This window comes from Pararhodobacter sp. (assembly GCF_036802785.1).
In the GTDB taxonomy this organism is placed as follows: domain Bacteria; phylum Pseudomonadota; class Alphaproteobacteria; order Rhodobacterales; family Rhodobacteraceae; genus Pararhodobacter.
In genome coordinates this window covers 46,928-70,745 of record NZ_DAIRVN010000010.1, presented here as the reverse complement: position 1 = coordinate 70,745, position 23,818 = coordinate 46,928, and the positions used below count along the sequence as shown (strand labels likewise).

24 protein-coding genes and 2 pseudogenes are annotated in these 23,818 nt (G+C 65.1%); 16 read left to right on the top strand and 10 right to left on the bottom strand.

Annotated elements, in window-relative coordinates:
- Positions 1-71 precede the first annotated feature (71 nt).
- From V7Q53_RS05855 to V7Q53_RS05820, 8 genes are all read left to right on the top strand, one after another.
- Positions 72-1,511, top strand: coding sequence for an aldehyde dehydrogenase family protein (locus tag V7Q53_RS05855; protein WP_333827528.1), 1,440 nt, complete (start codon positions 72-74; stop codon positions 1,509-1,511).
- Entirely contained in the window at positions 1,511-2,323 is an 813-nt protein-coding gene (locus V7Q53_RS05850) for an enoyl-CoA hydratase (RefSeq protein ID WP_333827527.1), read from the top strand. Before V7Q53_RS05855 ends, V7Q53_RS05850 begins: the two co-directional genes overlap by 1 nt.
- Positions 2,324-2,348: 25 nt before the next feature.
- A complete protein-coding gene (locus tag V7Q53_RS05845) occupies positions 2,349-3,230 on the top strand; it encodes a sulfurtransferase (RefSeq protein WP_333827526.1) in 882 nt (293 codons plus the stop codon).
- A 157-nt stretch (positions 3,231-3,387) separates the two neighbouring features.
- Complete coding sequence (locus tag V7Q53_RS05840; RefSeq protein ID WP_333827525.1) at positions 3,388-4,206, top strand: ABC transporter ATP-binding protein; 819 nt, start codon at positions 3,388-3,390, stop codon at positions 4,204-4,206.
- Entirely contained in the window at positions 4,206-4,994 is a 789-nt protein-coding gene (locus V7Q53_RS05835; RefSeq protein WP_333827524.1) for an ABC transporter permease, read from the top strand. Before V7Q53_RS05840 ends, V7Q53_RS05835 begins: the two co-directional genes overlap by 1 nt.
- 5 nt (positions 4,995-4,999) lie before the next feature.
- The gene (locus V7Q53_RS05830) at positions 5,000-5,878 is read left to right on the top strand and encodes an IclR family transcriptional regulator domain-containing protein (RefSeq protein WP_333827523.1); all 879 of its coding nucleotides are present in this window, start codon (positions 5,000-5,002) and stop codon (positions 5,876-5,878) included.
- Between the two features lie 48 nt (positions 5,879-5,926).
- Positions 5,927-6,811, top strand: coding sequence for a 3-keto-5-aminohexanoate cleavage protein (locus V7Q53_RS05825; protein WP_333827522.1), 885 nt, complete (start codon positions 5,927-5,929; stop codon positions 6,809-6,811).
- Between the two features lie 18 nt (positions 6,812-6,829).
- Positions 6,830-7,564 (top strand): enoyl-CoA hydratase/isomerase family protein, encoded by a 735-nt coding sequence (locus V7Q53_RS05820; RefSeq protein WP_333827521.1) that lies wholly within the window; start codon positions 6,830-6,832, stop codon positions 7,562-7,564.
- 120 nt (positions 7,565-7,684) lie between these two features.
- On the opposite strand, the gene V7Q53_RS05815 is transcribed toward V7Q53_RS05820, so the two are convergent.
- From V7Q53_RS05815 to V7Q53_RS05780, 10 genes and pseudogenes are all read right to left on the bottom strand, one after another.
- Positions 7,685-9,130: an FAD-binding oxidoreductase gene (locus V7Q53_RS05815; protein WP_333827520.1), complete on the bottom strand. Its 1,446-nt coding sequence runs from the start codon at positions 9,128-9,130 to the stop codon at positions 7,685-7,687.
- A 30-nt stretch (positions 9,131-9,160) separates the two neighbouring features.
- Complete coding sequence (locus V7Q53_RS05810) at positions 9,161-10,090, bottom strand: DUF6282 family protein (protein WP_333827519.1); 930 nt, start codon at positions 10,088-10,090, stop codon at positions 9,161-9,163.
- A 34-nt stretch (positions 10,091-10,124) separates the two neighbouring features.
- Positions 10,125-11,021 carry a hypothetical protein gene (locus V7Q53_RS05805; protein ID WP_333827518.1) on the bottom strand — a complete coding sequence of 299 codons (897 nt, stop codon included), beginning with the start codon at positions 11,019-11,021 and terminating at the stop codon, positions 10,125-10,127.
- A gap of 38 nt (positions 11,022-11,059) precedes the next feature.
- Entirely contained in the window at positions 11,060-11,836 is a 777-nt protein-coding gene (locus V7Q53_RS05800; protein ID WP_333827517.1) for an HpcH/HpaI aldolase family protein, read from the bottom strand.
- Positions 11,837-11,866: 30 nt separating this feature from the next.
- Positions 11,867-12,088 (bottom strand): hypothetical protein, encoded by a 222-nt coding sequence (locus V7Q53_RS05795; RefSeq protein ID WP_333827516.1) that lies wholly within the window; start codon positions 12,086-12,088, stop codon positions 11,867-11,869.
- 127 nt (positions 12,089-12,215) lie between these two features.
- A pseudogene (locus tag V7Q53_RS23405) lies at positions 12,216-12,347 on the bottom strand (autoinducer binding domain-containing protein); the annotation flags it as partial.
- Positions 12,284-12,511 (bottom strand): autoinducer binding domain-containing protein, encoded by a 228-nt coding sequence (locus V7Q53_RS23400; protein WP_442954418.1) that lies wholly within the window; start codon positions 12,509-12,511, stop codon positions 12,284-12,286. The gene V7Q53_RS23400 and the pseudogene V7Q53_RS23405, both read right to left, overlap by 64 nt.
- A gap of 439 nt (positions 12,512-12,950) precedes the next feature.
- On the bottom strand, positions 12,951-13,547 hold the full coding sequence (locus V7Q53_RS05790; RefSeq protein ID WP_333827515.1) for a helix-turn-helix domain-containing protein: 597 nt from the start codon (positions 13,545-13,547) through the stop codon (positions 12,951-12,953).
- A 40-nt stretch (positions 13,548-13,587) separates the two neighbouring features.
- Positions 13,588-14,403 carry an N-formylglutamate amidohydrolase gene (locus tag V7Q53_RS05785; RefSeq protein WP_333827514.1) on the bottom strand — a complete coding sequence of 272 codons (816 nt, stop codon included), beginning with the start codon at positions 14,401-14,403 and terminating at the stop codon, positions 13,588-13,590.
- Between the two features lie 3 nt (positions 14,404-14,406).
- Complete coding sequence (locus tag V7Q53_RS05780) at positions 14,407-15,789, bottom strand: aldehyde dehydrogenase family protein (RefSeq protein ID WP_333827513.1); 1,383 nt, start codon at positions 15,787-15,789, stop codon at positions 14,407-14,409.
- Between the two features lie 138 nt (positions 15,790-15,927).
- On the opposite strand from V7Q53_RS05780, the gene V7Q53_RS05775 reads away from it, so the two are divergent.
- From V7Q53_RS05775 to V7Q53_RS05740, 8 genes and pseudogenes are all read left to right on the top strand, one after another.
- Complete coding sequence (locus tag V7Q53_RS05775; RefSeq protein ID WP_333827512.1) at positions 15,928-16,686, top strand: SDR family NAD(P)-dependent oxidoreductase; 759 nt, start codon at positions 15,928-15,930, stop codon at positions 16,684-16,686.
- A 149-nt stretch (positions 16,687-16,835) separates the two neighbouring features.
- A complete protein-coding gene (locus tag V7Q53_RS05770; protein ID WP_333827511.1) occupies positions 16,836-17,609 on the top strand; it encodes an ABC transporter ATP-binding protein in 774 nt (257 codons plus the stop codon).
- Between the two features lie 17 nt (positions 17,610-17,626).
- Positions 17,627-18,778, top strand: coding sequence for an ABC transporter substrate-binding protein (locus tag V7Q53_RS05765; RefSeq protein ID WP_333827510.1), 1,152 nt, complete (start codon positions 17,627-17,629; stop codon positions 18,776-18,778).
- Between the two features lie 24 nt (positions 18,779-18,802).
- Positions 18,803-19,501: an ABC transporter ATP-binding protein gene (locus V7Q53_RS05760; RefSeq protein WP_333827509.1), complete on the top strand. Its 699-nt coding sequence runs from the start codon at positions 18,803-18,805 to the stop codon at positions 19,499-19,501.
- Between the two features lie 7 nt (positions 19,502-19,508).
- Positions 19,509-20,408, top strand: coding sequence for a branched-chain amino acid ABC transporter permease (locus V7Q53_RS05755; protein ID WP_333827508.1), 900 nt, complete (start codon positions 19,509-19,511; stop codon positions 20,406-20,408).
- Positions 20,409-20,411: 3 nt separating this feature from the next.
- Entirely contained in the window at positions 20,412-21,512 is a 1,101-nt protein-coding gene (locus tag V7Q53_RS05750; protein WP_333827507.1) for a branched-chain amino acid ABC transporter permease, read from the top strand.
- Entirely contained in the window at positions 21,509-22,906 is a 1,398-nt protein-coding gene (locus V7Q53_RS05745) for a glutamine synthetase family protein (RefSeq protein ID WP_333827506.1), read from the top strand. Before V7Q53_RS05750 ends, V7Q53_RS05745 begins: the two co-directional genes overlap by 4 nt.
- A gap of 40 nt (positions 22,907-22,946) precedes the next feature.
- Positions 22,947-23,691, top strand: a pseudogene (locus V7Q53_RS05740) (IS66 family transposase); the annotation flags it as partial.
- Positions 23,692-23,818 lie beyond the last annotated feature (127 nt).

Here is a 23,818-nt window from a genome sequence, read left to right as displayed (position 1 = left end):
CCGGTGGCCATCAAGCCGCCGGGGAACGGCCCCGGCCCCTTTTTCCCCTTTCCCACCCTCAAGGAGCGCAGATGCCCTGTGACCGCAGTTTCTTTGTCGATGGCGCCTGGCAGCGCCCCGCAGCGCCGGTGCCGTTCGATGTGACCGAAGCCGCAACCGGCGCCGTCCTGCAAACGCTGTCGCTGGCCGGAGAGGCCGAGGTCGCGGTGGCCTGTCTGGCCGCGCGGCGCGCCTTTGCCGGTTGGGCCGCGCTGCCGGTCGCGGTGCGGGTGGATTATCTGCACGCCATTGCCGACGCGCTGGAAGCCGGTCAGGACGATCTGGCCCGCGCCATCAGCCGCGAGACGGGGATGCCGCTGAAACTGTCCGTGCGCATTCAGGTCGCAGCCCCTGTCGCGGCGTTGCGCGCTTCGGCCAACGCTGCCCCGGCGTTTGCCTGGGCGGGGCAGTGCGGCCATTCGCTGGTAGAGCGGGTGCCGCTGGGGGTCGCGGGCTGCGTCACGCCCTGGAACTATCCGCTGCACCAGATCATTGCCAAGATCGCAACGGCGCTTGTCTGCGGTTGCACCGTGGTCCTGAAGCCCTCGGAAATCGCACCGTCAGCGGCCATCGCGCTGGCCGAGGCCGTGATCAGCGCCAAGCTGCCAGCGGGCGTGTTCAACATGGTGATCGGCGACGGCGCGGTCTGCGGTGCGGCGTTGGTCGCGCATCCTGAGGTTGACGTGGTCTCGTTCACCGGCTCCACCACCGTGGGCCGGCAGGTGGCGGCCAGTGCGGCAGGTGCCATGAAGCGGGTGAGCATGGAGCTGGGCGGCAAATCTGCGGCAATCCTGCTGCCCGGCTGCGATGCGCCGCTGGCCGTGCGCGCCACCCTTGGCAGCGCCTTCCTGAACGCCGGCCAGACCTGTTCGGCCATCACCCGCCTGATCGTGCCCGCAACAATGCAGGCGGCGATTGTGGAACTTGCGCGCACTGCGGCGGCGCGCTTCACCCCGGGTGATCCCCTCGATCCGGCAACGCGACTCGGGCCGCTGGCCACCCCTGCCCAGAAGGCACGGGTCATCGCCCATATCGAGGCCGCGCTGGCCGGGGGCGCCGAACTGGTCTGTGGCGGCACCGAGCCGCCCGAAGGGCTGGAAGCGGGCAATTTCGTCCGTCCCACCATCTTTTCCGGGGTCAATCCGGCCGCGCGCATTGCGCGGGACGAGGTTTTCGGCCCCGTCCTGTGCATCATCCCCTATGCCGACACGGATGAGGTCATCCGGATCGCAAACGGCACCGGGTTCGGGCTGGCGGGCGCGGTCTGGGGCCCCGATGATGTCAGTGCGATGGCGGTGGCCCGGCAGATGCGCGCAGGCCAGATCGACATCAACGGCGCCCCCTTCAACCCCGAGGCCCCCTTTGGCGGCTTCGGCCTTTCGGGGATGGGGCGCGAAAACGGCACCTACGGATTCGCCTCTTTCCTTGAATACCGCTCCCTGCAACTGCCCCCGGCCATTGGAACCGCATGATGAACCTGACCCAGCTCCGCTACACAATCGACGATCACGTCGCCGTCATCCGCTTCGCCCGCCCCGACCAGATGAACGGCATCACCCGCGTCATGGAGGGCGAGCTGCGCGCAGCGATGGCCGCCGCCGATGCCGATGACACCGTGCGGGTGATCGTGCTGACCGGCGAGGGGCGCGCCTTCTGCGCCGGGATGGACATGGGCGAGCTGGAAACCCTTGCGCCCGGCGACATCCATGATCCGGCCATGATGCGCCCCTTTGACACGCAGGCGCGGCCAGATTTTCAGGCGCGCTATCTGTATTTCCCCGCGCTCTCCAAGCCGGTGATCGCCGCGATCAATGGCGCGGCGGCGGGGCTGGGTATCGTGTTTGCGCTGACCTGCGACATGCGGTTTGCCTCGGACAAGGCGGTGTTCTCCACCGCGTTCTCGCGCCGTGGCCTGATTGCCGAGCATGGCATCGCATGGCTGATGCAGCACAGCATGGCGCCCGGGGTGGCCGCCGATCTGCTCTATTCCGCCCGCCGTTTCGACGCCGCCGAGGCGCTGCGCATCGGGTTGGTCGACCGGCTTTACCCGCGCGAGTCGCTTCTGGATGAAACCCTCGCCTATGCCCGCGACCTCGCCGCCAATGCGTCGCCGCGCTCGGTTCGGGTGATGAAACGGCAGCTCTGGAATGCCCGGTTCCAGACGCTGTGGGAAAACGTGGCCGAGGCCAACCGTGAAATGGTCGAAAGTTTTCGCAGCGAGGACTTCCGCGAAGGGGTCCGCCATTTTGTCGAAAAGCGCCCGGCCGCCTTTACCGGCCGCTGAGCCCGCTGCAACCGGAGTTGCCCGAATGGTTCCTGACCTTTCCCGAAACAGCCCGCTGATCAACCCGGCGGCGCTCTATGGTTCGTGGTCGCGCTCGGATGTGATCCTTGATGCAAGCTGGTATCTGCCCGCCCATGACCGCGATCCCGATGCCGAATATCTGGCCGGACACATCCCGCATGCCCAACGCTTCGATTTTGACTGGGTGGTGGTGGATCAGATGTCAGAACTGCCCCACATGCTGCCCTCGCCCGCCGAGTTTCAGAGCCACGCGCGCAGGCTTGGCATCTGCGCTGACAGCCGGGTCGTGGTCTATGACGGCGCGGGCATCTTTGCCGCGCCGCGGGCCTGGTGGATGTTCCGCGCCATGGGGCACGACAATGTGGTGGTGCTGGACGGCGGGTTGCCCGCCTGGAAGGCTGCGGGCTATCCGCTGCAGAAAGGAACGCCGGAACTTGTGCGGCTGGGCAGTTTCACCGCGCGCCCGCAGCGGGAGCGTGTAGCTTCGGCAGAAACGATCCGCCGGGCCATCGCGGAGGGCCAGCACCAGATTGTCGATGCGCGCCCGCCCGCGCGCTTTGCGGGCAGCGCGCCCGAACCGCGCGCCGGCCTGCGCCCGGGACATATGCCCGGCGCGCTCAACCTGCCCTTCGACCGGCTGCTTGAAAACGGGCGGTTTCGTGGCATCCGGGCGATCTCAGAGGCATTCACCGATGCCGGGTTTGACCCTGAACGCCCCGCTGTGGCGAGTTGCGGGTCGGGCGTGACGGCGTGCATTCTGGCGTTCGCGGGTGAACGCGCTTTCGGGCGCCCGTTCGCGGTCTATGATGGCTCATGGGCCGAATGGGGCGCAGGTGATCCGGCCACGATGCCGGTTGCCACAGCCGCCGATCTGTCCGAGAGTTGAAACGCAGTGTTTCATCTGCTGAAATGCTTCGACCCAGTTCTTTGTGTCAAAGCGCGCGGGTTCTAAGATCGGTTGCAGCAAGAGACGGCGTTTGACGCACCGCATTGGCCTGAGGAGGGGCCGCGGGCGGGACAGCGCCAGGGGGAGGGAGGAGACCATGGCAACAGCCGTGTTGAATGCGCCTGCGACGGAGAACCCGCCAGCGAGGGCCGAGGCGATCGGTATCCGTGACCTGACACGAAGGTTCGGCACCGGCGCGGATGAGGTTGTAGCGCTTGATCAGGTCAATCTGTCGGTCGCGGAGAGCGAGTTCATCGCCATTGTCGGGCCCTCGGGCTGTGGCAAGACCACCTTGCTCAAGATCCTTGCCGGGCTTGATCAGCCGACATCGGGCGAGGCCCGGCTGCGCGGCACAAAGATCACCGGCCCGCGCAAGGATATCGGCATTGTCTTTCAGTCGCCGGTCCTCTTTCCCTGGCGCACGGTGCTGGACAACGTGATGCTGCCGGTTGACGTGCAGAAACTCAACCGGAGCGAAGGCCGCGCCCGCGCCGAGGGGCTGATCGAGATGGTCGGCCTTTCCGGTTTCGCCAATCGCTATCCGTCGGAGCTGTCCGGCGGGATGCAGCAGCGTGTCGGACTGGCGCGCGCGCTGGTGCACGAACCCGCCATGCTGCTGATGGATGAACCCTTCGGCGCCCTGGATGCGCTGACGCGCGAGAACATGAACCTTGAACTGCAGCGCATCTGGATGGAACGCCCGCGCGCCGTGGTCTTCATCACCCATTCGATCTCGGAAGCGATCTTTCTGGCCGACCGGGTGCTGGTCATGACGCCACGCCCCGGCCGGGTCAGGATCGAGCTGGAAATCGACCTGCCGCGCCCGCGCGACCTGTCGGTGATGTCCTCGCCAAAGTTCGGGGAATACGCCGCCGAAATACGTAGTCTTCTGAACGCGAAAGGATCGGTGGGCTGATGCTGGTTCAAAAAATCAAGACTGTCGGCATCAGCCTCGTGGTCTTTGCCGCGCTCATGCTGACCTGGGAAACCGTGGTGCGGGTAAAGCAAATCCCGTCCTATCTGATCCCCACGCCAAGCGACGTCTACTTCGCGCTGGTCCGGGGGCTGGGCGAGGGGCTTTACACACGCCATATCGTCACGACGATGACCGAAGTCTTCGTCGGCTTCGGCATTGCGCTGGTGCTGGCGCTGGTGCTGGGGGTCTTCATTGCCCTCAACCGCACGATCGAAACCTATGTCTATCCCTACATCATCATGTTCCAGTCGATGCCCAAAGTCGCGCTGGCGCCGGTTCTGGTGATCTGGTTCGGTCTGGGCATCACCTCCAAGATCGTGACCGTCGCGCTGATTACCTTCTTTCCGATCCTGGTCAATACCATCGCCGGGCTGCGTTCAGCCGATCTGGACCGCATCAACCTCATGCGCTCACTCGGTGCGACACGCTGGCAGGTCTTCCGGATGCTGCAGTTTCCCGGCGCACTGCCCTTCATCATGGCCGGGATTGAGGTGGGCATCATCATGGCGCTTCTCGGGGCCATCGTGGCCGAGTTCATCGGGGCCGAGGCCGGGCTGGGGATGCTGCTGCAAAGCATGAACGCCACGCTTGATGTGGCCGGGCAGTTCTCGATCCTGATCATCCTGTCGGCCATCGGCCTGACAATGAACAAGGCCGTGGGCTTTCTGGGTGACCGGCTGCTGTTCTGGGATGCCTCGCGCAAGTCAAGATCGAAAAAAGTGATGTAAGCGTCATGTATCCCAATCCCGTCCCCTTGATCGACACCACTCAGGCGACCGATCCCGCCGATCAGCCACGCTCCTATCAGCCGGTTGAGGCGGTCATGCGGGCGCTGGCACTGCTCAAGCTGGTCAACATGCTGCGCGTCGCGTCAGTCAGCGACCTGCACAAGATCAGCGGCATCGCGAAGCCGACCGTGGTGCGCATGCTGGAGACGCTGATGGCCGCAGGCTATGTCACCCGCGACAAGGCCTTCGGCGGATACCGGGTTACCGCCAATGTGCAGCATCTGAGCGACGGCTATTTCGGTGCGCCCATGGTGATCGAGGCAGCCCATCCCCACGCGCTGGATCTGACCCTGCGGATCAAGTGGGGCGTCGGTGTCGGCATGCTGGAGGGGTATTGCATGCGCCTCCAGTTCACCACCGCGCGTCATAGTCCGTGGTCGATGCCGATGACCAGCCTGCGCATGAAACTGCCGCTTTTCACCAGCTCAATGGGCCGGACCTATCTGTCCTTCTGCCCTGACCACGAGCGGGAATCCTTGCTGGAATTCGAGCTGAACCGCGGGCCCGCAAATGAGCGTTCGGAACGCGAGAAAGCCATCCGGCACCTCATCGACCGCGTGCGCGCCAAGGGCTACGCGCACAAGGCCCCGCACCGCAAGCTGCTCAATGTCGATACGATCTCGGTGCCGATCCGGTTTCAGGGCAAGGTGCTGGGAACCATCGGGCTGGGCTATTTCACCTCTGCCGTCCCGCAAAGCGAGGTCGAAGCAACACTGTTCCGCCCGCTGCGCGACACCGCCGACGCGATCGAGCGTAGCGTTGCCGAGAATTACGGCACCGTCACGCCCACTGAGCCGAGGGCACCGGGCGAGCCGGATTTCTGACCCGGGCAGCCACCCGAACAATCTGAACCTGACCTGAACGGAGTGAACATGACACGCAACGTAATCATATCGTGTGCGCTGACGGGCGGTGCGCGCCTGAACGACCAGGGGCGCCAGTTCGTTCCGGTCACGCCGCGCCAGCTTGCCGATGAAACCGTCGCCGCCGCGCGTGCAGGCGCCGCAATCGCCCATATCCATGTCCGCGATCCGGAGACGGGCGCGCCCTCCATGTCGCTCGATCTCTACCGCGAGACGGTGGAGCTGATCCGCGCAGCCGGAACCGACATCCTGATCAACCTGACAACCGGGCCGGGTGCGCGCCATATGCCGCGTCTGGATGAGCCGACCTTGTCGCAGGACGGATCGGTGCCGCAGACGCCGCAGGACCGCACCCGGCATATCACCGAATTGCGCCCCGATCTGTGCAGCCTCGACGTGGCGACGATGAATTTCGGTGAGGCTGCCATCGTCAATCTGGGATCGCATCTGCGCCCGATGGCCGAGACAATCCGCGCCGCCGGGGTGAAGCCCGAGGTCGAGGTGTTTGATCTGGGTCACGTCTGGCAGGCGGCAGATATGGTCAGGCGCGGCGAGTTGCCGTCTGATGCACTGTTCCAGCTTTGCATGGGCATTCCCTGGGGCGCGCCGCCCACGGTCGAGGCGCTGTTGCAGATGCGCGCGCTGCTGCCCGAGGGTGCCGTCTGGTCGGCCTTCGGCATCGGACGTCACCAGATGCCGATGGTCGCGCAATCGGCGTTGCTGGGCGGGCATGTGCGCGTCGGGCTGGAAGACAATCTCTATCTCAGAAAGGGCGTTCTTTCCCCCGGCAACGCGCCGCTGGTCGAGCGTGCCGTAAGCATCATCGAAAGCCTTGGCCTTGATGTCGCCACCCCTGATCAGGCCCGCGACATCCTGAACCTTGCCAGAGCCTGAACCAACGGAGAAACCGCCATGTCCACCATCCAGATCACCGATACGGGCAAAGTCCGGCTGATCACCATCAACCGCCCGGAAAAGCTCAACGCGATCGACGCGCAGACGGCGCTGGACCTTCAGGCGGCCTTCGTCGCGTTCGAGGCTTCAGACCAGCGTGTCGCCGTGCTGACCGGCGCGGGCGAGAAGGCCTTTTCCACAGGCGCCGACATCAAGGACCCGCCCGAGATCTGGCGGATCATGCCCAATGTCGGCTTTGTCAGCGAAAAGCCGGTTATCTGCGCCGTGGCGGGCCATTGCATTGGCGGGGCGCTGATGACGATGGTGATGTCGGACCTGTGCATCGCCAGCGAAACCGCAAGTTTCTCCTATCCGGAAGCCCGCGTGGGCGTGACCGGGGGTGTCGCTGCGGCGCTGGCCACGCGCATCCCCCACAAGATTGCCATGGAGATCCTGTTTATGGGCGGCCGCATCCCGGCGCAGCGTGCGCTGGAAATCGGGCTGATCAACCGCGTGGTGCCGGAGGGAAAGCAGGTGGAGGCCGCGCTGGAGATGGCTGCCGAGCTTGCCGGGGCTGCGCCGATGGTGTTGCGCACGATCAAGCGCTTTGTCGCGCGGACCATGCCCCGGGGGCCGTCAGAGCTGATGCTTGAAGCGCAGCAGGAAATCTCGGCGATTTTCGCCAGTCAGGACAAGCGCGAGGGTGAGATGGCCTTTGCCGAGCGGCGCGCGCCGCAGTTCACCGGCAGCTGAGCGGGCGAGGGTGCAAAGCGCAAGCGGGGTCTGCGGGCCCCGCTTTTCACATAGCGTCTGTCGCGCAAAAATGGGGACTGGTTCTGCGCCGCCCGGTCACGCAAAATCAATAGTCGCCGGTCAGTCGGGATAGATCTTGCCGGGGTTCATCAGATTGCCGGGGTCGAGCGCCCGTTTGACGGCCGACATCAGACTGACCTCCAGCGGCGGGCGGCTGCGCACCAGCCGGTGGCGATAGGTCAGGCCGATGCCGTGCTCGGCGGTCACGCTGCCTCCCATCCCGACAAGGATTTCGTCGATCACCGCCTCGGCAGCAGCGCGGGTTGCCTGCCACGCCCCGGGGGCGGGGGCCGTAGGGCCGGGGCAACAGACCATCACATGCAGGTTGCCGTCGCCGATATGGCCAAAGACAAGGATCGTCAGCTCCGGCCACTGGCTGCCGAGGCGCGCGCGCAAGGTGGTGACGAAATCTTGCTGTGCGTCGACGGGCACGGAAATGTCGTTGGCAAACCGGGGGCCGCAATGGCGCATGACCTCGGATGTGTCATGGCGCAGTTTCCACAGCGCCGCTGACTGCGCCTGCCCCCGGGCGACCACCGCATCGCGCACCAACCCGGCCTCAAGGCCTTCGGCAAGTGCCTCTTCCAGCGCATCGCTCAGAAGCGCGGCGGGGTCTACATCGGCCAGTTCGATCAGCAGTTGCCACGGACAGAGCCTGTCAAACGGCAGGCGGCTGCCCGGTATGTGCTGATGCACCAGCGCTAGTGTCGCCTCGTCGATCAGTTCCAGGCTTGTCAGCCGTGTGCCGAACCGCTCCTGCAAATGCTGCATCAGCGCCAGCGCGTCACCGATGCTGCCAAGCCCCGCCATCGCCGTCGCCCCGGCCCGGTGCGCCGGGAACAGCTTCAGCACCGCGCCGGTGACCACGCCCAGCGTGCCATTGGCGCCGATGAAAAGCTGCTTGAGGTCAAGCCCGGCATTGTCCTTGAACAGCCGCCGGTTCATGTCGAGGATCTGCCCGTCAGGCAGCACCACCTCCAGCCCCAGCACCAGATCGCGCATCACCCCGTAGCGCAGCGCGTTGACCCCGCCGGCATTGGTCGAAATCGCGCCGCCGATCTGGCAGCTTCCCTCAGAGGTCAGGCTCAGCGGAAACAGCCTTCCCCGCTCCGCGGCGGCCTGCTGCACTTCGGCCAGAATGCAGCCCGCATCGACAGTGATGCTTTGGCCGGTCGGAGCGATCTCGCGGATGCGGCGCATCCGGCGCAGGGACAGCGTCACGCAGCGCCCGTCAGGCTGCGCCACCGCACCGCCCGCAAGCCCGGTGTTCCCACCCATCGGAACGACCGGCACACCATGGGCGGCACACAGGCGCACCACCTGCGCGACCTCCTGAGTGGTGGCAGGCGCGACCATGCAGAGCGGTGCGGTGCGATAAAGCCCAAGCACATCGCGCAGCGACTGGCGCAGTTCGTCGGCATCCGTCGTCACATGCCGGGCGCCGACGATTGCGGCAAGCGCGCTGGTCAGCGTTTCTGTTCTGCCATCCGGCGCGCTTGTTGTCATCGGCTCATTCCCCGGTCGCAGGCCTGCCCCCTATGCCAGGTTCAGCAGATGCAGGCCATTGGTGCTGATCATGGTGCGGATCTGCGCATGGGTGAACTGCTGATCCAGCAGCGTGTTCAGCACCCGGCGGAAGCCTTCGACCGGCCGGGGCGAGCCCGTCAGGCCCAGATCCGACGATAACACCGTCCTGTCGATCCCGGCCAGACCGATCAGTTCGGCCAGCCGGTCGCCCCCCCATTTGTAGCCGCGCCCATCCACGAACATGCAGATCGAATGCTCCATATGAACGCCCATGGACGCAAAGCTGCGGATATCCTCGTCGCTGCATTCGATCACATAGGTCGGATGGTTCACCAGCATCTTGCGCACACCGCGCGCAATCGCTTCCTCGAACAGCTTGACCTGCTCGCTCACATGCAGATGGCCGCCGGCAAGGATGATGTCACCCTCTGCGATAAGGTCAAGCACCTGCTTGGTTTCATCGGTCAGCGCGCCGTTGGCATCAAGCACCGTCAGCGGAATGGCCTTGAGCATCGGTTTGCTGGCAGAGGGAAAGTTCTTGGTCGCTTTGGCGCTCTGATCGATGTGGTTCTTCGCCGCGAGGGTCGGCATCCAGACGATCTTGCCGTCCAGCCGGATCGCATGATCGACCGCATGCGGATTGATGCCGCCGCAGGCGTTGTTGAGCGCGATCCCCGAGAACAGCCGCACCTTCAGGTCCGGCATCAGCTTTTCCATCATCGCGCAATGGTTGCTGCCTAGGTAGTAGTGATCCTTGAACACCAGCGCGCTGAATCCTGCCGCCTCGGCATCAAGCGTTGCTTCAAGGTGGTCAAGGATGCGCGGCATCGCGGCGGGGCCGCTGTGGCAATGCAGATCGACCGCATCCACCATCAGTGCGGCAATCTCGGCCTCGCGCGCGGGCGGAAAGACCTGTGTTTCATCAATCGGAGTGGTCATCTTGGTGTCCTTCGACAGGGCGAGGCGCGCAGCCTCAGGGCATCGGATAATCGGCAGCGTTCAGCACCCAGCCGGGCTTTTCGGAAAAGTCGCGGCGCGGGGGCGAGAAGATGTCGAACAGCCGGTTGCCATCCGCCGATATCCCCTGCGAGGTGTGCAGGCTGGGCGGCGGGATGATCGCCACCGAGGGCGAGGCACAATGCTCATGGTGGTCGTCGATCCACCGGGTGGAATCTGACACCCAGGGCCAGCGGATATGGTGGATATAGGCGCCGTCAAGCGCCAGCGAGCATTGCTCGAAATCCTCGTGCAGATGCGGCGACAGCGCGGTGACATCCCGCGGTGGTTTCACCTCGAACGCATTCACCATGAAGGTCGTGCAGCGGTAGATGCAGCCAAACCGCCCCCCCTCTGGTGGCACGTTCAGCGGATAGAGCCGCAGGGCAAAGCCCGCAGGCGGGTCAGGCCAGGGCACGAAGGGCGGAATATTGGGATGTGCCTGCGCATACTCCGTGGCATTGGCGCATTTTGCACAGAGATCCGGTGAGCGGGTGGTGAAAAGCAGCGTCAGCCTGCCCTGCCCACGCGCCGTCATGCGGCTGTCACCGGGCGGCACGACGAGCATTGATGCCGCGCGCGTCGCCTTTGTATCACCCCCCGCCCGCAGCTCGACATTGAGCGTTCCATCATCGGGAACCAGCACCACCCACTCATCCGGCTGGCCACTGCGCTCAAGGCTGGCCTCGCCCGATATCTCGACATAAACGACGATAAAATTCTGCGCCCGATGATACCAGAAGCGTCCGCCGTCGCGTTCCTCCTGCGGGGCGGTTTCATAGAACTTTCCATAGCTTGCAGGAACAAATTCTGTGGCTGCGGGGCTGGCGGATGCGGTGTTCAGCGCCGCGCGGGGGTCATTCTTGGCATACATTGATGGGTTCCTCCTCTGTGCGCCCGTGACGGGCGGCCTTAAAGTTCAGCAAAGTCGCGCAGCACCCGCGCGGCGGCCTGCTTCATCAGCCCCTGATCCGACGAGACGATGAAAGCGCTGGCCCCCATCGCGCGAAACCGCGCGCTGTCTGCGGCCGAGCCGACCATGACGGCGACCGGCTTGCCCCGTCGTTTTGCAGCGGCGCAGATCTGTTCGACCGCCGCCGTCACTTCGGGTGCATTGGCATTTTCGGCCTTCATCGCCACGGCCAGATCGCCCCGGCCGATGAACACGCCGTCCAGATCCTCCACCGCGAGGATCTCGTCGATCTCGTCCAGCGCCTCGACATCCTCGATCATGGCGATCAGGGTGACCGCCGCATCGGACAGGCGGATATGTTCGGCCATCGTGCGCGTGCCATAGCCCCCGGCGCGCGGACTGTTGGAAAAGCCCCGGTTGCCGCGCCCGAAGCGTGTGGCGGCGGCGATCTTACGCGCCTTTTCAGCGCTGTTGACATGCGGCACCAGCACTCCGGTCGCGCCGCAATCAAGCGCACTCAGGATTCTGGCCGCTGTCGGCTCGGACACCCGCACCAGACCCGCTATCCCGGAATAAAGGCAACCCAGCAGAATCGAGTCAATCTGGGCCCGGTCAAAGGGCGCGTGTTCCTCGTCGATGACGACAAAATCCATTCCGAGGGCGCCGAGTATCTCGCAGGCGTGGCTGGTGGGGGTCTTGATGAACGTGCCGACAAGGCGCTCTTTCGCGATGAGCCGGTCACGGAATCCGACATTTTCTGTTGATTGGCTGGCCATGGAAATCCTCATCTGTGCTCTGCGCCACTATCAGGCGTGCAGCACCGAGAGGCGCGGTGAATTTCGGCTCGTTTCTCTGACTGAAACGAGCGTTCGCGCGGCACGGGTGCTTCCGGCATGGACCCGGGTGATGGCGAGTTGGTAGGATTGCTGATGCGCAACCACGTTCTGGAGGTGCGCCGCCGCCTGCCGGCAGCGCTGAATACCGACCGCCAACCACATTTGCAGCAGGTAATGATGATGCAGGGGCATGCCGATGCGCCATTCGCCATCCCGCTGCGTGCCCGGTGTCGCCTGGCGCCGCTTCCAACCGAAACGCTCTGCCCCCTCCCGTGCGCTTGAGCCAGTGCGCGCTGTTCCCCTCGTCATGCTCCCACAATACGCGGCGGCCAAGCCCAACACCCGTCACGGTGGCAAAATCGCCCCCGGGCAGATGAATGGGAATGGTCACCCCTGAAAACACCCCATGCTCGCGCAGGAATTGGCAGGCGGGGCGCGTTTCATCGGACAGATGGGGGTGCTGGCTGATTCGATTGTGTCGTCATAGCGCCAGCCGAATGGAACCGTCGTGGTGGCCGCCAAGCGCTGCACGGGATCGATCTGAAAATAACTGCGGCTTCGGTGGTGCGGCTTTGCACCGTCCGTTCGCCGTCGTCCCTCTTGGCGGAGCGCCATTTTGAGGCGAAACCAGAACACAGGCAGGTTGCCGTCATCGTCGCCACTATCAAAGCTGTTTGCCCACCACACGGTGCAAAAAACGAAACAGCGGGCCGGTGACGAGGCAACAAGGTAGTCTGCCGGATTTTTCGGCAGCCGGAAAACGGCGTGCTGGCTGCTTGCCTAACGGTGATGCGGATATTGCGCCCGCCGTTCGAGAACACGTAAATCCCGAATACGGGTTATGACGAGCGGGGAGCCGTTGCCGGCGGTTACGTCCCGGCTCAGCACTTCGGGCAGTTGCCCGCAGCAAAGGCTTCACGGTTTCTGGCGCGAGGGCGCTTCTTTCAGGTTGCCGCCGCCGTTGCCGTCGCGGGCTCGGTGCTGAGAAACCCGCAGGCCGTCTCATCCGCACCGAGGTGAAGCGGGAGTGGACGGAACCACCTACGGGCAAGGGTCAGGCGTTGCGCGCGTCTTCCGGCATCAGCATCGACATCTCACGAAGTGTCGAGTTTGACATCAGAATTTCAGCCGGTTCTTCGCCGGTACTGACATAGGCATGTTCCATCTCACCGTCGAACAGGATGCTGTCACCCGGCGCCATCACCAGCGGCTCATAGAATGCGGTGTGCAGTTCAAGCTGACCGGCAAGAACATGAATGAATTCCTGCCCCGCATGGGCGCGCCAGCCACCGGCCTCGTCCAGCGTGCGCGCCCGCACGGTCACCCGCCAGAACAGATTGGCCTTGTCGCGGATATCATTGCACAGCACCTCGAATGTCAGGTTTCCGGCCTCATGGCGCAGGCCCTGCCCGGCGCGGGTGATGGCGCGGCGGGCTTGCGAATTGGGGCGGGGCGGCGACAGAAAGGTGGTGACCGGCACCCGCAGGGCCCCGGCCAGCTTGAGCGCCAGATCGACCGAGATGCGCTGCTTGCCGTTCTCCAGCTTCGACAATTGCGAGATCGACAGGCCGGTGCCCTCGCTCAGGGCGCGCAACGTCAGCCCCTGCTGCTTGCGCACCTTGCGTATCATCTCACCCAGCAACGGCTCCATACGGCTTTCCTTGATCCAACGCGGGTGTCATATCGGAGCATCAGCCCGCCCGTCCAGCACTTGTGCCCGAAGCGGCCACCGGATGCGACCGAAACCCGAGGTTTTCCACCACTTCCGCAAGGGTTGTGCCCATCAACGCGCGGATCGCGGCGAAAGTACCGGCATCGGCAAGCGCGGCATTGTTGAATTCCAGCGCGACGCAGGGCAGGGCGCGGGCCTCGGCGTGGTGATGCAGGCAAAACGCCTCCACCTGATGCCAGTCATAGGGCGCGTTCGCCGCCACCCGCAACCCGCCCGCCGCGCGCTGCAGCGCGTCAACCAGCGCGCGCAGAAAACGGCAGTCCCGCCGGCCCAGAACGCCGATATCCAGCGCCCGGGTATGGCCGTTCATCACCGGGGTAAAGGAATGCACCCCCACCATCGCCGCCCGCCCCTGCGCCGCACTGTCGATGGCGGCGGCCAGCGGGGCGGCTGCGATCTGGTGGCGCAGCGCGCGCTCGGCGTCATCCGGCGCCAGATTGCCGGGCACGGGAATGCCGCCCATGTCAGGGCGCATCTGCTCCCTGTCCTGCGGGTAGCGGTTGTAATCCAGAAACAGCCGCGAATAGCGCGCCAGCACCCCCGGCGCACCCAGATCAGCGCAAAGCGCGCGCGTCATGGCCCCCGCGCCGGGGTCAAAGGCGAAATGTGTTTTCAGATACGCCTTGTCGAGGCCCAGATCGCGCCAGGGCGCGGGCACCAGCGCTCCGGCATGTTCGCAGACCATGACCAGCGGATGCCCTGCCGCGCCGGGCAGGCATTCCACCGCCGCGTCGCGCAGCGCGTTCAGGTTGATGCCGTCCACATCAGGCGCCACCGCTCAGGCTCCCGGTTTGCGGATGTGGAATGCCTTGACATAGGTGGTTCCGGCCAGCCCCAGCCGCCCGTTGGTCCGCCCCATGCCCGAGGTCTTCACCCCGCCCCAGGGCAGGTAAAGATCGGCATGATCGCAGCGGTTCAGATAGACGGTCCCGGCCTCTACCTGATCCAGCAGCGCCAGCCCGCGTTCCTCATCGGCGGTCCAGATGCTGGCGCTCAGGCCATAGTCGCTGTCATTCATCAGGGCCAGCGCCTCGGCATCGCCACGCACCCGCTGCACGCAGGCGACCGGGCCGAACAGCTCGTCACGCATGATGGTCATCGAATGGTCCAGCCCGGCCAGCACCGTCGGCGCGACATAGGCAGGCCCCGGGGTTTCAGCGGTGGCCGTGACGCGCTGCGCCCCCTGGGCCACCGCTGCGTCGCACAGCGCGCGGATGCGGGTTGCGGCCTCGGGGCGCACCACCGGGCCCAGCATGGCGCGGTCTTCAACCGGGTGGCCAAGCGTCCATTTCGCGGTCTCGGCGTTCAGCGCCTCGACAAAGCGGTCATGCACGGCGTCATCGACATACAGCCGCTCAACGGAGCAGCAGGATTGCCCGGCGTTGGAATAACAGCCCTCGGCGATATCGGCGACGATCGCATCGACATCGGCATCGGCGCGGATATAGGCCGGGTCCTTGCCGCCCAGCTCCAGATGGACGGTGGTAAAGGTGCCCGCCGCCGCCGCATGCACCCGCCGCCCGCCCCCGACCGAGCCGATGAAGCTGACAGTATCGAACGCACCCGCGCCGATCAGCCTTTCAGCGTCAGGATGCGACAGATGCAGGCTCTGAAACACACCCTCGGGGCCGCCAGCAGCGGCAAAGGCGGCTTCGGCTATTTCGGCAATCAGCGGCGTCTGGGGCGAGTGTTTGAAGATCACCACATTGCCCGAAACCAGCGGCGCAATCACCAGCGAGCCCATCATCGCCGTCGGATAGTTCCAGGCGCAGATCGATAGTTGCAGTCCGCCGGGTTGCGGGCGCACGAAGCGGCGGATCTGAGCATCGCTTTCCAGCGGTGCATCGGTCAGCACCTCGGCGGCGAAACCCGCGATCTGGGTGGTGATCAGGCTCAACCGCCCGGTTTCATCCGCCTGCCAGAGGGGGCGGCCCATCTGCCATGTCACGGCCTGCGCCAGTTCATCCGCCTTGTCCCGCATCGCGGCATCAAAGCGCGCCACCACTTCCAGCCGCTCTTCCAGCGGGGTGCGCGCCCAGCTTCGCTGCGCCTTGCGCGCGCGTTCCAGCGCGGCGTCGATCTGCCGCGCGGTGGCATAGGGGCGCTCGGCATAGACCGACAGGTCAATGGGGGAGATGACGGTGAAACGATCTGTGTTCATCTGTGCTGTGTCTTTCGCGGAGGAGGGGTCCGGGGCCAGCATATGCAGATTTTCTATTTTGGCAAATTATTTCTCTTTTTGCTTGATGGAATTCGTTTCAAGGATATCCTGCATGAAATATCAAGAGATGAGGCAAGGATGATCCGATTCGATTTTACTGGCAGGTACGCCGTGGTGACCGGGGCAGGCGGCGGAATGGGCGAGGCGATTGCCCGTGAGCTGCTGAAGGCCGGGGCAAGCGTAACCGCGCTGGATCTCAAACCGCAGCCCGAAAGCCTTGGCGGTTTCGGCGCTGCGCTGCGCTACCGGCAGGGCGACATCGCGGATGACGCTTTCGTGGCCAGCGCGATATCCGAGGCCGGTGCGGCGCAGGGTGGGATCGATTATCTGGCCAATGTCGCGGGGGTGCTCTGGTTCGGGCGCGACCGTTCGGCGCTGGAAATGGATATGGATGTCTGGGACCAGGTCTTCGCCATAAACCTGCGCGCCATGGTGCTGACCGCCCGCCATGCCGTTCCTTTCATGCGGAAAACCGGGCGGGGCGGGGCGATGGTGCATTTTTCCACCGTCCAGTGGTATCGCGGCGATCCCAACCCGCAGGACGCCTATCAGGCGTCAAAGGCCGGGGTTTGCGCGCTGTCAAAATCGCTGGCGATGCAGTTGGCGGCTGAAAACATCCGCTCGAACGCGATCTGCCCGGGCATGGCGCTGACCCCGTTGCAGGCCCGCTGGGACACTGACGAAACCCTTCAGGCGGTCGCCCGCTACGCCCCCCTGGGCCGGATTGGCACGGCCCAGGACATGGCGATGGCCACGCTTTTTCTGCTGTCTGATGCCGCCAGCTATATCACCGGCATCGAACTGGCGGTGGATGGCGGGCTGCTGATGCGGATGTAACCACGGCCCCGGGCGGAAGGTGTTTTCACAAATGACAAAAGTTGCACTTTTAGAAAATATTTCTTGCCAGCCCGGAAGCCGCTGTCTAGTCTCCCTCAGACAGGGCGGCTTTCAACAGCAAGCTTCGCGCCCGGCACCGGGGGAAACGGATGCTTGAAGTCAGTGATATCGGCAAGCGGTTCGGCGGTGTTGCGGCGCTCTCAGGGGTTTCGCTCAGCTGCGCGCAGGGCGAGCTGATTGGGCTGATCGGCCCCAATGGTGCCGGGAAATCGACGCTGGTGAATGTCATCTCGGGGTTTCTGAAGCCTGACACCGGGCGCATCCGTGTCGATGGCGCCGAAGTGGCGGGGAATGATGCGATGGCCGGGGTGCGCGCAGGCATTGCGCGCACGTTCCAGACAAGCCGTCTGTTCGGTGACATGAGTGTGCGCCAGAACGTGGAAGTGGCGCATTCTCGCTGCCTTGAACTGCGCCGCTCCCAGGGCGCGGCCATCGATCCTGATGCACTGCTGGCCGAATGTGGCCTGACGCATGAGGCCGACACCCTTGCCGCCACGCTCGCCTATGGCAGCCAGCGCCTGTTGGAAATCGCCCGCGCGCTGGCGCTGGCCCCGGCCTATCTGTTGCTGGATGAGCCTGCGGCGGGCCTCAATGACGCAGAAACTGCCGCACTGGCCGGGCGGATTGCCGAAATCCGGCAGAAGCACGGCTGCGGGATCGTGGTGATCGATCATGACCTGTCCTTCATCAACACGCTGTGCGAACGGCTGGTGGTCATGGACCATGGCAAGGTCATCGCCAGCGGCCCGCCTGCGGTGATCTGGAAAGACCCGCAGGTGATTGAAATCTACGTCGGCGCATCGCCACCGACGACTCCGGCCGCGGCTCCGGCTGTATCCGGCAATACAAACAGAACGCATTGATCAACACGGAGGATGAGATGAAGGTACCCTACAAGGCAGTGCTGGCGGCATCGGTTGCCACGGCGGCGCTGGCAGCCCCGCTGAAGGCGCAGGACATCACCATCGGCATGGCCGTTTCGCTGACCGGCGCCTATGCGCCCTATGCCGAATCCGAGGGCGCGCGCTGCATGGCCGAGCGGCTCAATGCGGCGGGCGAGGGGCCGCGCATCCGCCTGCTGATCGAGGATACACGCTCGGACCCGCAACTTTCGGTGGCGCTGGCGCAGCGGTTTCTGGATGAGGGCGCGCAGGTGGTGTCCGGCATCCCTTTCCCTGACTCGCTGATCCCCATGACCCAGCTTGCCGAACCCTATGGTGCAACGGTGTTTTCGGCGCCCAACACGCAAGTCGAAATGCAGGTGGCGGGGTTTGAGAATTTCATCGCCGGGGCGGTGCCCGATCCGATCAACGCCGCCGCCACGGCGCAGGCCGCCTATAATGCGGGTGCCCGGCGCGCGGTGATCATCACCTCGGCCGATGCCGGATCCTGGAGCGAGATGCTGCCGCGCTGGTTCGGTGAGGCCTTCACGCATCTGGGCGGCGAGGTGGTGGGGCAACTGACCCATTCTTTCGGCACCTCGGACTGGTCGCCCCAGATCGCCCGCATCCGCGCCATCGACCCGGCCCCGGATGCGATCCATCTTTCGGCGATGCTGCCGGATGTCGGCATCCTGATCCGGCAGTTGCGCGCCAATGGCTATGAGGGCTGGGTTATCGGCTCTGACGGGTTCGACGACCCGTCGCTTGAGGGCACAGTGGCTGACCCTGCGGCGCTGGAGCGCGTAATGTTCGCCACCCATGGCATGACCGGTATGGACAGCGCGATTGATGCGTTTCTGGCTGAATGCGCGGCGGCAGGCTTCGGGGTCAGCGGGATATTCGATGCGCTGGGGGCCGATATGGTGCAGGTCATCCATTCCGCCGCCATGATGGCCAACAGCACAGACCCGCAGGCCCTGCGCACCGCCATCCGCGCCGAGGGCGGGCATGCCGGGGTCACCGCGCCGAATATCTCTTACGCCGAAAACCCCGGATTTCCGCTCAAATCGGTTCCGGTGATCGGCTTTCGCGAGGGCGCGCGGGTGCTGATCGGTGACGAGGCGCCGGCCTATGTTCCGGCCTGGAACTGAGCCGCTGATGGGCGGGGCAGCGCGGTGCTGACGCTGGAGAACCTTTCGGTGCGCTATGGTGCCGTGCAGGCGCTGCAGGGGCTGAACCTGACGGTCGGCGCGGGTGAGCTGGTGGCGCTTCTGGGGCCGAACGGGGCGGGCAAATCCTCGACCATCGGGGCGATTACCGGCCTCGTGCCGGCAACCGGGCGCGTGGTTCTGGACGGGCGGGACATTTCCGCCCTGCCGCCTGAATCGCGCGTCCGGCACGGGTTGGCCCTCTCGCCCGAGGGGCGGCGCGTGTTCGCCAACCTGACGGTGGCCGAGAACCTGCGCCTTGCCGCCGCCACACGGCGTGACCGGGTGGGCGTGAAGCGCGATACCGAGCAGTTTCTGACCCTGTTTCCGGTGCTGCGCGCGCGGCTGCGTCAATACGCGGGCACGCTTTCGGGCGGAGAGCAGCAGATGCTGGCCATCGCCCGCGCGCTGATGACCCGCCCGCGGCTTTTACTGCTTGATGAGCCATCGCTGGGGCTGGCGCCAAAGATCGTGCAGCGCATTTTCGAGGTCATCGCCGATCTGAAGGCCGAAGGGATGACCACGCTTCTGGTGGAACAGAATGCCGCCCATGCGCTGCGGCTGGCTGACCGGGCCTATGTGCTGGGCGCGGGCAGGCTGCGCTATGCGGGGGAAGCGCAGGCGCTGGCCCCGGACACGCTGATGACGCTCTATATCGGGGGATAGGCGGGCCATGGAATATTTCCTGCAACAGTTTCTCAACGCGCTGGCGTTTGGCGCTGAATATGCCCTTGTGGCACTTGGTCTGGCGGTGGTGTTCTCCATCATGGGGCTGGTCAATTTCGCCTATGGCGAGATCATCGCGGCCTCGGCCTATGCGGTGCTGCTGGCGGTGGCGGTGGGCCTGGCCTCGCCCATTGGGGCGATCGTGCTGGCGCTGGCGATGGGGGTTGCGGCCTCGGTCCTGCTGGAGCGGGTGGCGTTCCGCCCGGTGCGCAAGGCCCCGCTGACAACCGGGCTGCTGACCGCTTTCGGGGTCAGCATCATCCTGCAAAACCTGTTCCAGCTTCTGATATCGCCCCGCCCGCAGGCGATGCCGCTGCTCAACGGCCTGAATCAGACGCTGATGATCGGCCCCTATGCGGTGTCGTCGCTGCAACTGATGCAGCTTGCCACAGCGGTTGTCGCCGGGGGTGGGCTGGTGTGGTTTCTCAACCACTCCACGCTGGGCATTGCGATGCGCGCGGCCGCCGGTGATTTTGCCATGGTGCGCCTGCAGGGCATCCGCGCCAACCGGGTGATCGCGGGGGCCTTTGCGCTGTCAGGGCTGCTGGCCGGGGTGGCGGCGGTGTTCATTCTGGCGCGGCGCGGCAGCGTGGCGCCGGATATGGGCTTTGTGCTGGTGCTCAAGGCGTTTGTGGCCTGCGTGATCGGCGGCTTCGGCTCGCTGGCCGGGGCGGCGCTGGGGGGCATGGTGCTGGGCTTCATCGAGGTGGGGTTGCTGGTGGCACTGCCTGCCGAATACGGCGGCATCAAGGAAACCCTGACCTATTGCATCGTCATCGCGCTGTTGCTTGTTCGCCCTGAGGGGCTGATCGGCGCGCGGCGCGAACTGGGCGACAAGGAAGCCTGAGCGATGACAACATCCGCACTCTTCCCCGCTACGCGCCGCCGCTGGCTGAAGCGCGCCCTTGTCGGCGGGCTGATCACGGCGCTGCCGGTGCTGGCACTGGCGCTGCTGATCGACGTCGCGGCACCGGGCTATTACCGCCACCTTGCGGCGTCGGCGATGATCAATCTGATGATCGTGCTGGGCTTGCAGGTCTACATGGGCAATTCGGGCGTCGTGCATCTGGGGCACAGCGCCTTTGTCGGGCTGGGCGCTTACGGCGCGGCGATTCTGGCAACCCCGTTGGCGATGAAGGCGCTGTCGATCCCGAACGCACCCTTCGGGCTGGCACATGTCCAGTTTTCGCCGTTGATGGCAGCGGTTCTGGCGCTGGCGGTGGTGGGGGTGATTGCGCTGGTGAGCGGGCTGATCATCTCCCGGCTTTCGGGCGTGGCGGCAACCATTGTCAGCCTTGCCTTTCTGATCATCTGCCACGGCATGTTCCTGAACTGGCCCGCGCTGTTCAAGGGCAATCAGGCCTTCTTCGGCATCCCGCGGGAACTGGGCCTGTGGGGCGTGGCGCTTGGCGCGGCGGCTACCGTGGTGCTGGCGCGTGTGTTCCGCGAAAGCCGCTCCGGCATGCAGCTGCGCGCCACGGCGCAAGACCCGCAGGCGGCGCGCGCCATCGGGCTGGATGTTACCGGCCTGCGCCGCCGCGCGTGGATTGTCTCGGCGCTGATTTGCGGCGGGGCAGGGGTAATGTTTGCCTATCTGACCGGCACCATCAGCCCGCGCGCCTTTTACTTTCAGCAGGTTTTCCTGACGCTTGCCATGCTGATCCTTGGCGGGATGGGCACGGTCACCGGCGCGGTTCTGGGAACCGTGCTGCTGTCGGCAGGGCTGGAGGTGATCCGCCATGCTGAAAGCGGCGTCGATCTGGGGGTGATCGCACTGCCGCAGATGCTGGGCCTGTCAGGCGTGGCGCTGGGGTTCGTGATCGTGCTGGGCATGGCGCTGCGGCCGCAGGGGCTGGCCGGGCGGATGGAACTGGATGAGTACATACGCAGCAAGGCCGCGCGGCGCCGCAGCGGCAATGCCACACGCACAACGGGAGAGGCAGACCAATGAATATGGCCGAACAGGCAGCCGCCAATGCGCCGCAGATCGAGGCGCTGGTGAAACGGTTGAAAAACGACGGGGTGCAGTTTCTGCAAAGCCATGTGGTCGATACCAATGGCGGCCTGCGCTCCAAACTGTCGCCGCTCAAGGTGTCAGTCAGTGGCGATGCGCTCAATGCCATCCTCTATTGCGTGACCTATGGCGACGGCGAGCCCATCGGCGACACCGCTTTTCCCAGCCCGCTGGCCTGCGATGAGAACGGCTATCCCAACATCTGCGCCCTGTCCGATCCGTCAAGCCTGCGCCAGCATGGCTGGCAGCGCGATACGGCCTCGGTCATTTCCAGCGGCTATATGCTGGATGGCACCCCTTGCCCGATGGACCCGCGCCATATCCTGACCGCCGCTGATGCGCGGCTGCGCGCGCTGGGGTATGAGGCCCGGGTGGCGCTGGAATACGAATTCGGCATCTTCTTCGCTGATCAGGATCTGATGCGCGAGGGCCGGTTCAGCAGCCTGAAGCCCTGGGGCGGGACGCTGACCAATTATGATCTCGTGCGCTCGGGCGATTATCAGGATCTGGTGCGCGAATTCATGCTGCGGCTGGAGTCCCTGGGCATCGGCGTGGCCTCGTTCGTGACCGAATACGGCTACGGCATGTATGAATTCGCCCTGACCCCGAAACCCGCACTGGAGGCCGCCGATGACGCGGTTCGCGCCAAGCTGCATCTGCGCGAGTTGTGTGCCGAACGCGGGCTGGTCGCCACCTTCATGACCCGCTTTCAGCCGCCGGGCAAGCACAGTGCCTGCGGCGCGCATCACCACATCAGCCTGTGGCAGGGGGATAAGCCCGCGCTGGCAGCCGGGCAGGGCGCGATCAGCGCGCCGGGGCGGCAGTTTCTGGCCGGGATGCTGGCGCATATGGAGGAAACGCATGTGTTCTTCCGGCCCAACATCAACTCATACCGGCGGTTTGACCGGGGCGCATGGTCGCCGCAGGATGTGTCCTGGGGGTATGAGAACCGCATGACCGCCATTCGCGCCATCACCACCCCTAATGCCGGGGCCTGCCGGTTCGAGCACCGCCTCGCCGGGGCCGATGTGAACCCCTATCTGACCACCGCCGCCATTCTCCATGCCGGGGCAGACGGGATCGAACGCGCGCTGGAGCCTGCGCCCGCCTGCGCCGGTGATCCGCAGGGTTGCGAGGGCGTCACGCCACTGCCCGCCGATCTGGCCGGATCGCTTGCCGCCTTCGAGGCCTCCGCCTTCTGCCGCGATAGCTTTGGCCCCGCTTTTCACAGCCATTACGCCGCCAGCCGCCGCAACGAGATGGAGGCCTTTGCAACCTGGCAGGCTCAACGCATCACCGAATTTGAGTGGCAGCGCTATTTTAGCTGCTAACCGGGGACAAAAACCGCTTCTTGACGACGAGGAGGAACCGATGAGTCTGCATGCTCATTTCGCGGAGTGGGCACTGCATCCCGGCAACAACGCGCGCCTGGCGGTCAGCACCGGGCAGAGCGACGTCAGAGCCGTATTGCTGCGCTTCGTCGGCCGCAGGGGCGACCTGATTAAGCTTTTGTGGCAACTTCGGCGCGAGCAATATGGCCACAGCGCCGAACGTCATGCCCGGCTGTCGAGCAACTCGAAATGCAGCTTGAGGACCTCAAGACGGACCTTGAGCAGGATCGGGCAAAGGCGGATGCCGCTGCTGCGAAGACCACGGTCGCGGCTTTTGATCGCCACCGTCCCGCCCGCAAGCCGTTCCCCGAGCATCTGCCGGGATTGTGAGAGGATCAGCCAGCCGCCGGCGGCCATTCCACCCCACGGGGATGGGCCGGTCCCAGCCTGCCGGCCATGGTGCTGTTTGAGAAGTTTGGCCAGCACCAACCCCTGAACCGGCAGGCCGAGCGCTGCCGCCGGCAGCGCTCTATTCCTTCTCAATCGACCGCAGGAAAGAACACCCAACCCGTCATCTGGCGGGCCGGACCGGCACCCTGCAAGCCGATGCCTACGGCAGTTACAACGATCTCTATCATGCCAGCCACAGGCCCGCGCCGGTCCTGAGCGCGCTGTGCTGGTCGCATGCACGGCGCAAGTTCTTCGAACTGGCCGACATCAAGGCCACAGCCCGCAAGGGCAAGAAGGGGGCCGAAGAGATCTCGCCTATCGCGCTGGAAGCGGTCGGCTGCATGCGGTGGTCCAGGCGGCAATGGGCAGGGCCGGTGGCGCCGGCTTCCGCGGCCCGGCAAACCCAAAGCGCCCAAAGGCACACCCTGAGCACCGCCACCGTCCACGGCCTTGGCCGGATGC